We start from the raw sequence: 13,539 nt of genomic DNA, 5'->3' as shown, positions 1-13,539 counted from the left end.
GGGCGAAGCCCGTGCCATACACCGTGTTGGATGCTTCGCGGGACAAGCCCGCTCCCACAGGTACCCCGCAGGCTTGAGGTTGATGCAGTACCTGAGGGAAACAACTGGCTTGCTCAATTTCTAGAATCTAGCGCAATCCCTGTGGGAGCGGCTTTAGCCGCGAACACCGGCGGAGCCGGTGCCATGCACCGTGTTGGATGCTTCGCGGGACAAGCATTCAGCTTGCCATTCAGCGCTCTCAGTTCAGACTCTAAATCCCCATCAAGACACAAGGCCGCTCCCGCAAAAAAAAGCGGAACCTGCCTGGCTTGGTCCCTATTGCCCCAACCGGCTGGAAAACTGCCCCACCACATCCACCACCCGCTTCGCCCCGTCCTGGATCTCGACAATCACGTTGCCCGTCTCATCCGCCAGCGCCAGCCCCTGTTCGGCCTGACGCTTGCTGGTGTCGATGATCGCCACCGCCGCCTGCGCCAGCTGCGAGTTCTGCTGCACCACCCGGGCGATTTCCTCGGTGGCGGTGCTGGTGCGTGAGGCCAGCTGGCGCACTTCGTCGGCGACCACGGCAAAGCCGCGCCCCTGTTCGCCCGCCCGGGCCGCTTCAATGGCGGCGTTCAAGGCCAGCAGGTTGGTCTGCCCGGCAATATCACTGATGGTCTTGATGATCGAACCGATCACCCGCGACTGGGTATCCAGCGCCTGAATGCCTTCGGCCGCCTCTTGCATGGAGGCCTCCAGGCCACGCATCACGCTGACGCTCTGGGTCACTACATCGGTAGCCTTGCGTGCGCTGGCATCAGTCCCCAGCGAGGTGTTGTAGGCAACATCTGCCGCCTCGGCTACCGCCTGCTCCTGGTTGACCTGGTCGGTAATCACGGTCGCGAACTTGACCACCTTGTAGAGCACGTCGTGGGCATCGAAGATCGGGTTGTACGAAGCTTCCAGCCAGATTACCCGGCCATGGGCATCAATGCGCTTGAAGCGGTCGGCAACGTACTCGCCTCGACGCAGCTTGTCCCAGAATGCCTGGTAGCCAACCGAGTTGGACTCTTCCGGCTCGCAGAACATACGGTGGTGCTTGCCGCGGATCTGCTCCAGGCGGTAACCGACACTGGTCAGGAAGCGCTCATTGGCGGTGAGGATGGTGCCGTCGAGGTCGAACTCGATCACCGCCGTAGAACGCATCAGCGCCTTGATCAGGCTTTCGTGCTCGCGCGAGGTCTCGATGGTGCGGGTGAGGTCGCTGGAATGCAGGGTGAAGTACTTGATGCGCCCCTCACTGTCCTTGACCGGCTGAAGGATCGAGCGCAGCCAGGCTTCCTGGCCATTGCCACGCAGCAGGCGGAACGCGCCGTTCAGGTGCTCCCCGCGGCTGATCGCGGTTTTCATGCGCTGGTAGAAATCCAGCGACTTGACATGGCCGGGGACGATGTCCTCTATGTTGCGTCCAAGCAATTGTTCGGCACGGTAGAGCATCTCGCTCTCGAAATTGCCGTTGACCATCTCGATCCGTCCCTGTGGGTCGAGTTGCAAAACCAGCATCTCGCTGTCGAGGCTGCTCTTGACCTGTTCGATGGACATCAGGTCTTCGCGCAGCTGCCGGATTTCTTGCTTGAGCTTGTTGTTGAACATCACCGCTCTCCTGGAGCGCATCGGTAATCGAATGCATCTTCATCGGCTGCCGGTGACACCTTCTTGAGTGCCGTGCCGATAAATATTCGCAAATTCCACAAGCGACGCCGGTCAGATGTCATCTGCGCGTCACAGGCCCGTCACAGTGACGCAACCGAGCAGGCGGAAACTTTTTGTCATGAATACACCCGCCCTGCGCATTACCTTGGTCAGCGAAACCTTCCCACCCGAAATCAACGGCGTGGCCAACACCCTTGGCCGTCTCGGCGAAGGCCTGCGTCAACGCGGCCACCAGATCGAAGTGGTGCGCCCGCGCCAACCCGGCGAAAGGCCGGTGCACAATGACCCCCAGCTCATGCTTTGCCGTGGCTGGGCACTGCCGGGATACCCCGGCTTGCAATGGGGCGAGGTGTCGATGCACACGCTGCTGCGACGCTGGCGGCGGCAACGGCCAGATGTACTGTACATCGCCACCGAGGGGCCGCTGGGGCTCAGCGCCCTGCGCGCGGCCAGGCGCCTTGGGATCCCGGTCGTCAGCGGCTTCCATACCAACTTTCCGCAGTATTCCGGCCAGTACGGCCTGGGTTTGCTGGCGCGCCTGCTCACCCACTACCTACGCTGGTTCCATCGCCGAACAGCGGTCACCCTGGTGCCCAGCGCCAGCCAGCGCCTGGAACTGGAACGCCGTGGTTTCGAGCGCCTGGAACTGCTTGCCCGTGGTGTGGATGCCTGCCTGTTCCACCCCGCCCGGCGCAGCCAGGCGTTGCGCGAAAGCTGGGGGTTAAGGCCGGATGATATCGCCGTGCTGCATGTGGGGCGGTTGGCGGTGGAAAAGAACCTTGGCTTGCTGCGCCCTTGCCTCGAGGCGTTGCAGAAGACTTATCCACAGAAGCGCCTGCGCCTGATTCTGGTCGGTGACGGCCCACAGCGCGCCGCCCTTCAACAACAGCTGCCAGACGCGGTGTTCTGTGGTGCCCAACGCGGCGAGGTCCTGGCTGAGCACTATGCCAGCGGGGACCTGTTCCTGTTTCCGAGCCTGACCGAAACCTTCGGTAATGTGGTACTCGAGGCCATGGCCTCCGGGTTGGCAGTAATCGCTTATGACGAAGCCGCGGCCGCACAGCATATTCGCCATGGGCACAGTGGTGCACTAGCGATGCCGGGTGACCAGGCAGCGTTCATCGATGCGGCCTGCTGGCTGCTGGAAGATGAGGAAACGTTGCGCCGGGTTCGCCTGAATGCGCGGCAGCATGCCAGCCGTCAAGGCTGGGGGGCAATTGTCGAGCAGTTCGAGGGGTACCTGGACGGCGCCTGCCGGCAACCTGGTGCTGCGGCTGGGCGTTCTGGGCAATTTTTGCAGCGCCTGTGAGATAGGTGCCGCGCAGGCGGCGCTCGATCTCACAGGTGCCCAAAGCATCGCGACAGGCGTTCTTCAGGCTAGCGCTTTCTCGATTGCCTGCACCACCACCGGGTCATCCGGCGCGGTGCGAGGTGAGAAACGCGCCAATACCCGGCCGTCCTTGCCAACCAGAAACTTCTCGAAGTTCCAGGTGATGTCGCCCGGAAACTCGGCCCCCTCACCCGCCAACAGGCGATACAGCGAATGGCGCTGCGGCCCGTTGACCTCCAGCTTGCCCCCCAGCGGGAAGCTCACCCCGTAGTTGAGGCTGCAGAAGTCCTGGATTTCCTTCTCGCTACCCGGCTCCTGCCCGGCAAACTGGTTGCACGGCAAGCCAAGCACATTGAAGCCCTTGTCCTTGTACGCCTGGTAGAGGTGTTCCAGGGCTTTGTATTGCGGCGTAAGACCACACTTGGAGGCAACGTTGACCACCAGCACCACTTGGCCCTTGAACGGTGCCAGAGGTAGCTCTCCGCCGTTCAGCGCGTCCAGCTTCAGCTCGTGAAATGCACTCATGATGACATCCCCTCTCAGGTTCCCGGTTGCCGCGTCGGCGAATTCCGCCCACTAAAAAGGCGCTCGTCCAAACCGTCCCCCTCCCGTAGGAAGGCAAATCGGCTTGCCCGAGCGCCTGGCGACTTTCTGAGCTTAGCGCAGAAAATCAGTGGTGATGGCCACCTTCACCGTGGATGTGACGGTGAGCGATTTCTTCGTCGCTGGCGTCACGCACGTTCACGACCTTGACCTGGAAGGTCAGGCGCTGGCCGGCCAGCGGGTGGTTGCCATCAACGGTGACGTCGTCGCCGTCGATGTCGCGGATGGTGACGATCTGCATCTGGCCGTCCGGCGCCGAAGCGTGGAACTGCATGCCCACTTCCAGTTCGTCAACGCCTTCGAACAGGCTGCGGTTCAGGGTGCTGACCAGCTCGGCCAGGTATTCGCCGTAGGCGTCTTCCGGCTCGATGGAAACGTTCAGCTCGTCACCGGCCTGCTTGCCTTCCAGGGCTTTTTCCAGGCCCGGGATGATGTTGCCGGCACCGTGCAGGTAAACCAGCGGGGCACCACCGGCGGAGCTGTCGATGGTCTCCCCGGCGTCGTTGGTCAGGGTATAGTCGATGGAGACAGCCTTGTTGGCGGCGATCAGCATGGGGCAAGACCTTTTGCAAAAGAATGTAGAGCGCACAAGTGTAACCAAGCCATCGTCCGATTGCGAACGCACCGCGGACGAGCAACGGCCCATCAGTCGGATCACCGGTTTTCATCAGGACGAAGAAGGCCATTGGGTGGCCGAACTGTCCTGTGGCCATACCCAGCACCTGCGCCACCAGCCGCCGTGGCAGGCACGCCCATGGGTGCTCGACCCGGTCCAGCGCGCGCAGCACATCGGCCAGCCTTTCGCTTGCGGCTGGTGCGCACAAGGGGCCGATAGCGCTACCCTTGGCCGTTAATTTCTTGCACCGCTTATTTCGAGAAGCACGCATGCAGACATTTTTCATTGCGCCGACCGATTTTGGTGTCGGCCTGACTTCGATCAGCCTGGGCCTGGTGCGCACCCTTGAGCGTGCCGGCCTGAAGGTCGGCTTCTTCAAGCCGATCGCCCAGCCCCACCCGGGTGACACCGGCCCGGAGCGCTCCACCGAGCTGGTCGCCCGCACCCATGGCATCAAGCCGCCCGTGCCGCTGAGCCTGGCCCATGTCGAGCGCATGCTCGGTGACGGCCAGCTGGACGAGCTGCTTGAAGAAATCATCCGCCTGTACCAGCAAGCCTGCGTCGGCAATGACGTGGTGGTGGTCGAGGGCATGGTGCCAACGCGCCACGCCAGCTATGCGGCACGGGTCAACCTGCACTTGGCCAAGAGCCTGGATGCCGAGGTAATCCTGGTTTCAGCCCCGGAAAATGAAGTGCTCAGCGAGCTGTCCGGCCGGGTCGAACTGCAGGCCCAGTTGTTCGGCGGCCCGCGCGACCCGAAAGTGCTCGGGGTGATTCTCAACAAGGTGCGTACCGAGGAAAGCATGGCGGACTTCGCCACCCGCCTGCGCGAGCACTCGCCGCTGCTGCGTGGCAATGATTTCCAACTGCTCGGCTGTATCCCCTACCAGCCCGAGCTGAACGCCCCGCGCACCCGTGACGTGGCCGACCTGCTTGGCGCCCAGGTGCTCAATGCCGGCGACTACGAGCAGCGGCGCATGAGCAAGATCATCATCTGCGCCCGCACGGTGGCCAACACCGTACCGCTGCTCACGTCAGGCACCTTGGTCGTAACCCCGGGTGATCGCGACGACATCATCCTTGCCGTCAGCCTGGCAGCAATCAATGGTGTGCCACTGGCCGGCCTGCTGCTGACCAGCGACAGCAAGCCTGACGCACGTATCCTTGGCCTGTGCCGTGGCGCGCTGCAGGCCGGGCTGCCTATCCTGTCGGTAAGTACCGGCTCTTACGACACCGCCAACCAGCTCAACTCGTTGAACCGTGAAATTCCGGTGGATGACCGCGAGCGCGCCGAATTCATTACCGACTTTGTCGCCAGCCACCTCGACGCGGCCTGGTTGCACCAACGCTGCGGCACGCCGCGCGAACTGCGGCTGTCGCCGGCGGTGTTCCGCTACCAGTTGATCCAGCGCGCGCAGCAAGCGAACAAGCGCATCGTCCTGCCTGAGGGTGCCGAGCCTTTGCTGGTTCAGGCGGCAGCCATCTGCCAGGCCCGAGGCATTGCCCGTTGCGTGCTGCTGGCCAAGCCCGAGGATGTGGATGCCGTGGCACGCGCCCAAGGCATTACCCTGCCGCCGGGCCTGGAGATCCTCGACCCGGAGCTGATACGCGGGCGCTACGTAGAACCGATGGTCGAGCTGCGCAAAAGCAAGAACCTCAACGCCCCGATGGCCGAGCAGCAACTGGAAGACCCGGTGGTGATCGGGACCATGATGCTGGCTCTGGATGAAGTGGACGGCCTGGTTTCCGGGCTGGTGCACTCCACTGCCAACACCATCCGCCCTGCCCTGCAGTTGATCAAGACTGCGCCGGGCTCGAGCCTGGTGTCGTCGGTGTTCTTCATGCTGTTCCCCGAGCAGGTACTGGTGTACGGCGACTGCGTGATGAACCCGCACCCGAGCGCTGTCGAACTGGCCGAAATTGCCCGGCAGAGCGCCGAATCGGCGCAGGCCTTCGGCATTGCGCCGCGGGTGGCGATGATCAGTTACTCAAGCGATTCGGCCAGCGATGAGGAAGTCGGGAAAGTGCGCGAAGCGACACGCCTGGCACAGGACGCAGCGCACGATCTACTGATCGACGGCCCCCTGCAGTATGACGCGGCGGCCAACCCGGCAATTGCCCGGGAGCTGGCGCCAGGCAGCCCGGTGGCCGGGCGTGCCACGGTATTCGTGTTCCCCGACCTGAATACCGGCAATACCACACACAAGGCGGTACAGCGCAGTGCTGACGGGGTCAGCCTGGGGCCGATGCTGCAGGGGTTACGCAAACCGGTGAACGACTTGCCGCGAGGGGCACAGGTAGACGATATCGTGCACACCATTGCCCTGACGGCGATTCAGGCCAGCGTAGCGCGCTAAGAAGCCGGGGCTGCGTTGCAGCCCCGGGCGGTCAATCACGGATATTGCTGAACCTGGCCTTGCTGCTGGTCATACTGCTGACCCGGAATCGGCTTCAGGTTCACTTCCACCCGGCGGTTCTGCGCACGGCCATTGGCGTCAGCGTTGCTGGCGATTGGCTGGTCCGGGCCCATGCCACGTACAGAAATACGCGAGGCATCCACACCCTGCGAGGTCAGGTAGGTGCTGACCGCCTGCGCGCGGCGCTGGGACAGGTCCATATTGTGTTGGCGGCTGCCAGTGCTGTCGGTGAAGCCGACCACTTCGATGGTGTTCTGGTTGAACTGCTTGAACGACCCAGCCAGGTTGTTCAGCGGCGAGTAGAAGCTTGGGGCGATGTTGGCCGAGTCGGTGGCGAAGGTGATGTTGCCCGGCATGATCAGCTTGATCTGGTCACCCTGGCGTTGCACTTCCACGCCGGTGTTGGCCATCTGCGCGCGCAGTTCGGCTTCCTGCTTGTCGGCGTAGTAGCCGTAACCAGCAGCGGCAGCACCCACTGCAGCGGCACCGATGAGTGCCCCCTTGCCACGGTTGTTGTGGTCGATGGCGGCACCGGCGATGGCGCCGGCCAACGCGCCCAGGCCACCATACTTGGCGGTCTTGCTCATCCCGGTGGAGCCCTGCGCCTGGCCCTGGTTGTCGTAGGGATTCTGGCCGGCACAGCCGGTCATCAGGGCAGCGGCAGTTGCGACGATAATCAGACGACGCATGGTGAACATGGACAAGCTCCTACTGAATTCATGAATGCTGCAGATCATAAAGGGATCTATGCCAGCCTTGGATTGCGTCGGCAACGAAAAATTCCATGAAAGTGCCTTCATCTGCCATCAGGCACGCACGAAGGGGTTCTCGCGCATTTCGTCACCCAACCGGGTATCGGGCCCGTGGCCGGTCACCACGACGGCCTCCTCGTCCAGCCGGTAAAGCCGCTCCTTGATGGAACGCACGATCGCCCGCTGGTCGCCCCCCCACAGGTCGGTGCGGCCAATGCCGCGACGGAACAGGGTGTCACCGGCGATCAGCAGCTTGGCATCGGCGAACCAGAAGCTCATCGAGCCCGGGGTGTGCCCTGGAGTATGCAATGCCACGCCGCAGCCGCAGGCCAGTTCTTCGTCATCGGCCAGCCAACGGTCGGGGGACGGTACTGGGGTGTGGGGCACGCCGAACATCTGGCACTGCATTTCCAGGTTGTCCCACAGCGCCTGGTCGTCCTTGTGCAGGTGCAACGTGGCGCCGGTCAGCTCCTTGAGCTTGCCCGAGGCCAGGAAATGGTCGAAGTGCGCGTGTGTGTGGATGATGCTCACCAGCGTAAGCCCGTGGGCCTGCAGGCGGGCGAGGATCTTGTCCGGGTCACCGCCCGGGTCGACGACGATGGCCTTTTGGGTCAGCGGGTCGCCGATCAGCGTGCAGTTGCATTGCAGAGGGCCTACCGGAAAGGTTTCGCGGATGAGTGCAGGCGGGGTTTGGGTCATGGTGTTCTCGCAGGTAACGCTGGGTTCTGCTACGAGCCTGACAGGAAAACGGGGTGGGTGCACGAGGTTCATGGCTTGAGCGAAGTGGCGCCTGTGAGATCGAGCGCCGCGCGGGCGGCGCTCGATCTCACAGGCACCCAATCCCTCAAGGCAGGAACAACCTGAACAACCCGCCCCCAAGCGCCCCGCCATTGGAAATCTCGATCCGCCCGCGCACACCGCCGCTTTCATGCAGCGCCGCGATCCGCGCCGCGAAGTACAGCCCCAGGCCAGTACTGCCGCTAGTCGAATCGATCCCCTGGATGTACTCCTCCTGGCGCTCGAGCATGCGTTGTGGATAACCCGGGCCATCGTCGTTGACGCAGATGGCCAGCTGGTTGTCAGCTTCTTCAATGGTGATCAGCAAGGCATGTCCGGCAAAGCGGGTGGCGTTGGTGATGACATTGGCGATGACCGAGGCCACCAGTTCGCGGTCGAAGAAACCCAACGGGTTGTCGGTGTCGATGCGCCAGGTGGCGAGGATATCGTTGTGCTTCAGCACTTCCTCGTGCGCCGCCAGCTGGGCTTCGATGAAGTCATCCAGCTCATGGTAGTCCGGGCACACCGGCAGCTGGTTAACCCCCAGCTTGTACAACCCCAGCAACTGCACCAGCATGCCGTTGAGGTGACGAAACTCGTGCTCCATCATCCCTTGCTCGGCACCGCCGCGCAGCTCTTCGGGCAAGCGTTGCACCCACTGGCTGTGGGACTGGATCAACGCCGCCAGGGAACTCTTGAGGTCGTGCACGGTGGAGGCGATCACCGTGGAAAAATCCAGCCCCTGATTGTCTTGAGTCATGCGCCGAACACTCGGATGTGCAGTTTGCGGTAACGGTCATAGCGGTTGTCGCTGGCAGGGATACCGGCCACGCTGGTCAACGCGTCGCGGCATTCCTGCATGATCGCGGGCTGAGTGTCGTCACCACCGATGCGCAGCAGTGCCTGGGCGGTGTTGAGGGCGATGCTGATGTTCTTCGGCTGTAAACCCAGTGCCTTGCGGAACAGTTGCAGCGCCTCGCCGAGCTGCCCTCCCTGGTAACTGCGCACCCCCTGGCGATTGAGGGTGACCGCTTCGGTGATGGCGTTGAGCACACTGGGGTCGTCCGTCAGCTTGCCCACTCTTTCCATGACCTTGGGGTCATCGCCATAACTTTCCACACAGCTTTTCAGCACGCCGATCGCGGCAGCTTCCTGCCCCATCGCCTGCAATTGCGCGGCAACGGTCAGGGCTGAATCGACCGAGAAGAACTGGTTCATCTTGTCCAGGCGCTGAATCGCCTGCTCGGTCAGCTTGGCCGCCGTTTCCGGATCACCGGCCTGCAACAGGCTGGCGGCTTTCATCATCCGCGCACGTACCTGCAAGCCCTGATCCTCGGGGTTTTCCTTGGCCACTTCGCTGAGCGTGGTGTTGATCTCGACCCGGGTTCGGGCGTCGAGGCCAAAACCCGCATTCTTGCTCATCAGCGCCTGCACCAGGCCAAGGTTGTTCTCGGCATCCTTGTAGCGCGAGCTCTGCCCCTGATTCACCGCATGGCGGAACGCTTTCGAGGCACTCTCGAAATCTTCGTTTTCCAGCGCCAGCTTGCCCAGCGTCGATTGCCGGCGCACCGACAGCGGCGACAGGCGCACGGCCTCTTCAAGCAGGCTCTGGGCGCGTTTGGTTTCACCCTGAGCTACCAGGACTTCGGCCATGCCGTCGTAAAGGCTCGGCATGATCGGGAAGGCCTTGAGTGCCTGTTCGTACACGCCCTGGGCCTGGGCATTCTGGCCACGCTTGTGCATCAGCGCCCCCAAGGCCGCGTATACCCACGGCTGCGGGCGGCTGGCCAGGATCGCCTTGAGGAATTTTTCCAGCTCCTCGAAACGGTTGAGGTTGCGCAAGGCATCGGCCCGGTAACGCAGGCACAGCGGTGCCAGGCGCGGGTCCCTCTTGCACAGCTCGGCGCAAGCCGCCAGCACTTCGCCCGGGCGGTGTCGGTCGAGCGCCTGCAGGATCGGTTTGAGCAGTGTCTTGCGCTGGAACAGTTTCTCGACACGCTGGGCCAGGCCAACCCGGTTGAAAGGCTTGGTCAGGTAGGCGTCGGGCTCGTGCTCGATGGCGCTAAGGACAATGGCCTGGCTGCTCTCGGCCGTGACCATGATGAACACGCACTCATGGCTGATGTGCTTGTCGATGATCAGGTCTTCCAGCACCTGCTGGCCGTTCTTCTTGCCGTCGCCGAGGTGGAAGTCCTGCAGGATGACGTCATAGCGCTTCTGCGCGCACATGCGCAACGCCTGCTCGCCGCTGTCGGCGGTGTCAACGTCGCGCACGCCCAACTCACGCAACATGGAGCGGGTCGACGTGCGAAAGTCGGTAAAATCGTCGACGATCAGAAAGCTCTTTTGCCCGTACTGCAGCATCAACACGACCTGCCTTGGAATGATTGAAAAATCGCGCGAGGCGATGCCACCGATCGCTGTATCGGCAGCCGGTCGGGAAAGATGAGGGTAGAGCATTGCCGGCCACAAACCATGGCCTCACGCCATCACTTTAGCGGGCAATGAACCCAGGGGCCAGCTTCAAGCCAGCAGCCCCAGGGATTTGGCCTTGGCCACCGCCTGGGTACGCCGCTCCACGCCCAGCTTGCTGTTGATATGGCTGGCGTGGGTTTTTACCGTGTGCAAGGAAATGAACAGGCGCTCGCTGATCTGCTGGTTGGAGCAACCTTGGGCGATCAGCTCGAGCACGGCCAGTTCGCGACCGCTCAACGCCTCACCGGTCCCGGCGCTGGGACTTGGCAGTGACGGCAGGCGTTTGAGCAGTTCTGCCTGAACCGGGCACGTGCTACCTGCCTGCAGATGCTCGTGAAGCCATTGCGGGTGCTTTTCCAACAGCGCCTGGAATGGCTGCAGCACACCGCCGCGAGCTGCCTCCAGCAGCGGTGGCAACAATTGCGCTGCCTGGCCGTCCCGGCCTTCGTCCAGCAACAGCACCAGCCATTGGCTCAGGGCACTGACGGCAAGCATCATGCCGCCACTGGCCTGGCCACGCTCGGCAAGGCCAGCCAGGCGTTTGACGGCGTCATCACGACGTGACTGAACACGCTCGAGCAACGCTTGTTGCAAGGCAATGTGCAACGGCAGCAGCGGGTGAAACTCTGGCGCTGCCGCCGGCTGCTCACCGCCATAGGTCTGGCCCAGGCGTAGCAGCCACGACTCGGCCAGGTCGGTGCGGCCTTGGGCCAACCACAGTTCGCATTTGACCAAAGTGATCATGGCCAAGTAATAGACCGGCGGCACGTCCCAGATGTGCATCAGCCGCTCAGCCTCGGCCAGCTCGGCAAAAGCCTCGGCAAAGTGCCCTTCCCGGCCATCGAGCGTGGCAATCACGCAATGGCCGATAAGCACGCTGATATCCCGACAGGCCCGCGCCTCACCCAGCCCTGCGCGCAAGCGCGCACGGCCTTGGGCGGGTTGCAGGCGCGAGACCAGCAGGTAGCCTTCATACAGCGTCAGGCGTGCGCGTACGGCATACAGGCGCTGCGCCGAAAGCCCTTGCAGGCGCTGCAGGCCCTGGCGCACTTCGTCCAGGGCGCGCAGCACTTCGCCACGGGCGTGTAGCACCCGTGCGCGGTCGTAATGGGCCAACGCCTCGAACAACGGGTTGCCAACACGCTGAGCCAGCTCCAGCGCCTCACGATTCCACCCGCGTGCGCGCCAGAAGTCGCCATCGGCAATGGCCAGGTTGGACAGTGTCGACAAACACACCAGGCGTTGGCCATAACGCTTGCTCGGCAAGCTCTGCAACGCTTCGCCGCAATAGGCCAGGGTGCGCTCGCGATCACCCCGGCCACGGGCGATCACCCCGCTCAGTGCCAGCCACTGCGCCAGCATCGACTTTTGCGCGGTCGCCGAGGGCGCGGGCAGGAAGCGGCTGAGGTAACCGGCCAGCTCTTCGGCCGCGTCCAGCTGACAAGCCAGGCCCAACGCCCAGCTGTACAGCACAATCAACCGCGGCGTACTGATCAACAGGCTGTCGGGCAGGTCCATCTTCCAGCGCAGCAGCATGCCGACGTTCTGCTCGGCCAGCAGTTGTTCCTCGGACAGGCTCTGCACCAGGTCGGCGGCGACATCGAGGTGACCGGCACGCAGCGCCTGCTCCACCGCCTCGTCCAGCAGCCCCTGGGCTTCGAACCAGCGGCACGCGCGCAGGTGCAGGCCGGCCAGTGGTTCGCTGGCCTGGCGGCTGCGCAGCAAGTCGGAGAACAAGTGGTGATAACGGAACCATTGACCATGCTCGTCCAGCGGCACCAGGAACACCTGGTGCGCCTGCAGGAAGCACAGGATCGCGGCGCTGTCGTGAGCGCCGCGCACGGCGTCGCACAGCGAGGCACAGAAGCGCTCCTGGCAGGCGGTCTCGTACAGGAAGGCCTGTACATCCGCGGGTAGCATGTCGATGACTTCTTCGAGCAGGTAGTCGCGGATCAGGCCCTCGCCACCGTGCAGCGCCTGGGGCAAGGCCTGTTCGTCAGCGCTGTCGCTGGCCGCCAGCTGCCAGAAGCGCAGCCCGGCCACCCAGCCGTCGCTGCGCTGGATCAGGTTATCAAGCGCCTGGCCACGCAGCCCGGTGGGCTGGCGGCCGATTACCGCCAAAGACTCCTCGGCGGTGAGGCGCAGTTCCTGTTCGTTGAGCTCGACCAGTTGCCGTGACAGGCGCAGGCGCGCCAGGTGCCAGTCTGGACGTTGTCGGCTAGTGACCAGCAACACCAGGCCGGGAGGCAAGTGATTGAGGAAGAACTGCAGGCACCGGTCAAGTACCGGCCCCTGGGCCAGATGGTAGTCGTCCAGCACCACCAGCAAGGGCGTATCGGCTTGCAGGTAAAGCGCCAGCTCGTCGAGCAGGCCGTCGAGCCATTCTTCGAAGGCGAACGGCTGGTGGCGCTGGCGCATCTTCAGCAGGCCCATGGCCTGGCCGCCAAGTGCCGGGCAGTACTGTTGCAAGCCTTCGAGCAGCCGCTCGAGGAAGCGGCCAGGGTCGGCATCGCGCTGGCTCAGGCCCAGCCACAGGCTGCGCCAGTGCTCGGGCAGTGCTTCGCAGAATTCGATGGCCAAGGAGCTTTTGCCAAAACCTGCCGGCGCATTGACCAGCAGCAAGCGCCCGCCCAAACCGGCATTCAGCCGCTGGCACAAGCGCACGCGCGGCACATGGCCATCCGGCAGGGGCGGCCGGAAGAAACGCCCGTCCAGCAGGCCCAGGGCCTGACTGGCGAATCCATGCGTACGGGACAGATCAGTCATGGCCGGCTCATTCTGGGTGGAAGACTACGGCATATGGATGCTTGCGAGACTAGCCGTTAACGCGGCGCATTTGAAGATGATGGGAACAATTGCCTCAGAAAAGACTGCGAC

Annotated in this window: 11 protein-coding genes; 3 read left to right on the top strand and 8 right to left on the bottom strand. The window is 63.3% G+C overall.

Annotation, left to right across the window (positions count from 1 at the left end; all coding sequences use genetic code 11):
* Positions 1 to 315: 315 nt before the first annotated feature.
* Positions 316 to 1,632 carry a PAS domain-containing methyl-accepting chemotaxis protein gene (locus E8E68_RS24010; RefSeq protein WP_110745522.1) on the bottom strand — a complete coding sequence of 439 codons (1,317 nt, stop codon included), beginning with the start codon at positions 1,630 to 1,632 and terminating at the stop codon, positions 316 to 318.
* 178 nt (positions 1,633 to 1,810) lie between these two features.
* Here E8E68_RS24010 and E8E68_RS24005 point away from each other — a divergent pair, with 178 nt between their 5' ends.
* Positions 1,811 to 3,001, top strand: coding sequence for a glycosyltransferase family 1 protein (locus E8E68_RS24005; protein ID WP_266028573.1), 1,191 nt, complete (start codon positions 1,811 to 1,813; stop codon positions 2,999 to 3,001).
* Between the two features lie 63 nt (positions 3,002 to 3,064).
* Here the strand turns inward: E8E68_RS24005 and E8E68_RS24000 are convergent, their stop codons facing one another.
* Together E8E68_RS24000 and E8E68_RS23995 are read right to left on the bottom strand one after the other, a co-directional pair.
* The gene (locus E8E68_RS24000) at positions 3,065 to 3,547 is read right to left on the bottom strand and encodes a glutathione peroxidase (protein WP_110745520.1); all 483 of its coding nucleotides are present in this window, start codon (positions 3,545 to 3,547) and stop codon (positions 3,065 to 3,067) included.
* Positions 3,548 to 3,692: 145 nt separating this feature from the next.
* Positions 3,693 to 4,178: a peptidylprolyl isomerase gene (locus E8E68_RS23995; RefSeq protein WP_003259610.1), complete on the bottom strand. Its 486-nt coding sequence runs from the start codon at positions 4,176 to 4,178 to the stop codon at positions 3,693 to 3,695.
* Here E8E68_RS23995 and E8E68_RS23990 point away from each other — a divergent pair.
* Positions 4,177 to 4,479: a DUF3565 domain-containing protein gene (locus tag E8E68_RS23990; RefSeq protein ID WP_266028574.1), complete on the top strand. Its 303-nt coding sequence runs from the start codon at positions 4,177 to 4,179 to the stop codon at positions 4,477 to 4,479. The two genes, E8E68_RS23995 and E8E68_RS23990, sit on opposite strands and share 2 nt — an antisense overlap.
* A gap of 31 nt (positions 4,480 to 4,510) precedes the next feature.
* Positions 4,511 to 6,598: a phosphate acetyltransferase gene (pta, locus tag E8E68_RS23985; protein ID WP_266028575.1), complete on the top strand. Its 2,088-nt coding sequence runs from the start codon at positions 4,511 to 4,513 to the stop codon at positions 6,596 to 6,598.
* A gap of 35 nt (positions 6,599 to 6,633) precedes the next feature.
* On the opposite strand, the gene E8E68_RS23980 is transcribed toward pta, so the two are convergent.
* From E8E68_RS23980 to E8E68_RS23960, 5 genes are all read right to left on the bottom strand, one after another.
* Positions 6,634 to 7,356 carry an OmpA family protein gene (locus tag E8E68_RS23980; RefSeq protein ID WP_016501466.1) on the bottom strand — a complete coding sequence of 241 codons (723 nt, stop codon included), beginning with the start codon at positions 7,354 to 7,356 and terminating at the stop codon, positions 6,634 to 6,636.
* 108 nt (positions 7,357 to 7,464) lie between these two features.
* Positions 7,465 to 8,109: an MBL fold metallo-hydrolase gene (locus tag E8E68_RS23975; RefSeq protein ID WP_280345532.1), complete on the bottom strand. Its 645-nt coding sequence runs from the start codon at positions 8,107 to 8,109 to the stop codon at positions 7,465 to 7,467.
* A 145-nt stretch (positions 8,110 to 8,254) separates the two neighbouring features.
* On the bottom strand, positions 8,255 to 8,947 hold the full coding sequence (locus E8E68_RS23970; protein ID WP_266028579.1) for a HAMP domain-containing sensor histidine kinase: 693 nt from the start codon (positions 8,945 to 8,947) through the stop codon (positions 8,255 to 8,257).
* On the bottom strand, positions 8,944 to 10,551 hold the full coding sequence (locus E8E68_RS23965) for a tetratricopeptide repeat-containing response regulator (protein ID WP_280345528.1): 1,608 nt from the start codon (positions 10,549 to 10,551) through the stop codon (positions 8,944 to 8,946). The genes E8E68_RS23970 and E8E68_RS23965 overlap by 4 nt, the downstream gene beginning before the upstream one ends.
* A gap of 159 nt (positions 10,552 to 10,710) precedes the next feature.
* The gene (locus E8E68_RS23960) at positions 10,711 to 13,428 is read right to left on the bottom strand and encodes a LuxR C-terminal-related transcriptional regulator (protein WP_280345525.1); all 2,718 of its coding nucleotides are present in this window, start codon (positions 13,426 to 13,428) and stop codon (positions 10,711 to 10,713) included.
* Positions 13,429 to 13,539 lie beyond the last annotated feature (111 nt).

It is taken from the genome of Pseudomonas sp. BN607 (assembly GCF_029871175.1).
In the GTDB taxonomy this organism is placed as follows: domain Bacteria; phylum Pseudomonadota; class Gammaproteobacteria; order Pseudomonadales; family Pseudomonadaceae; genus Aquipseudomonas.
The sequence above is the reverse complement of the archived record's forward strand: the minus strand, read 5'-3'. Positions and strand labels throughout refer to the sequence as shown.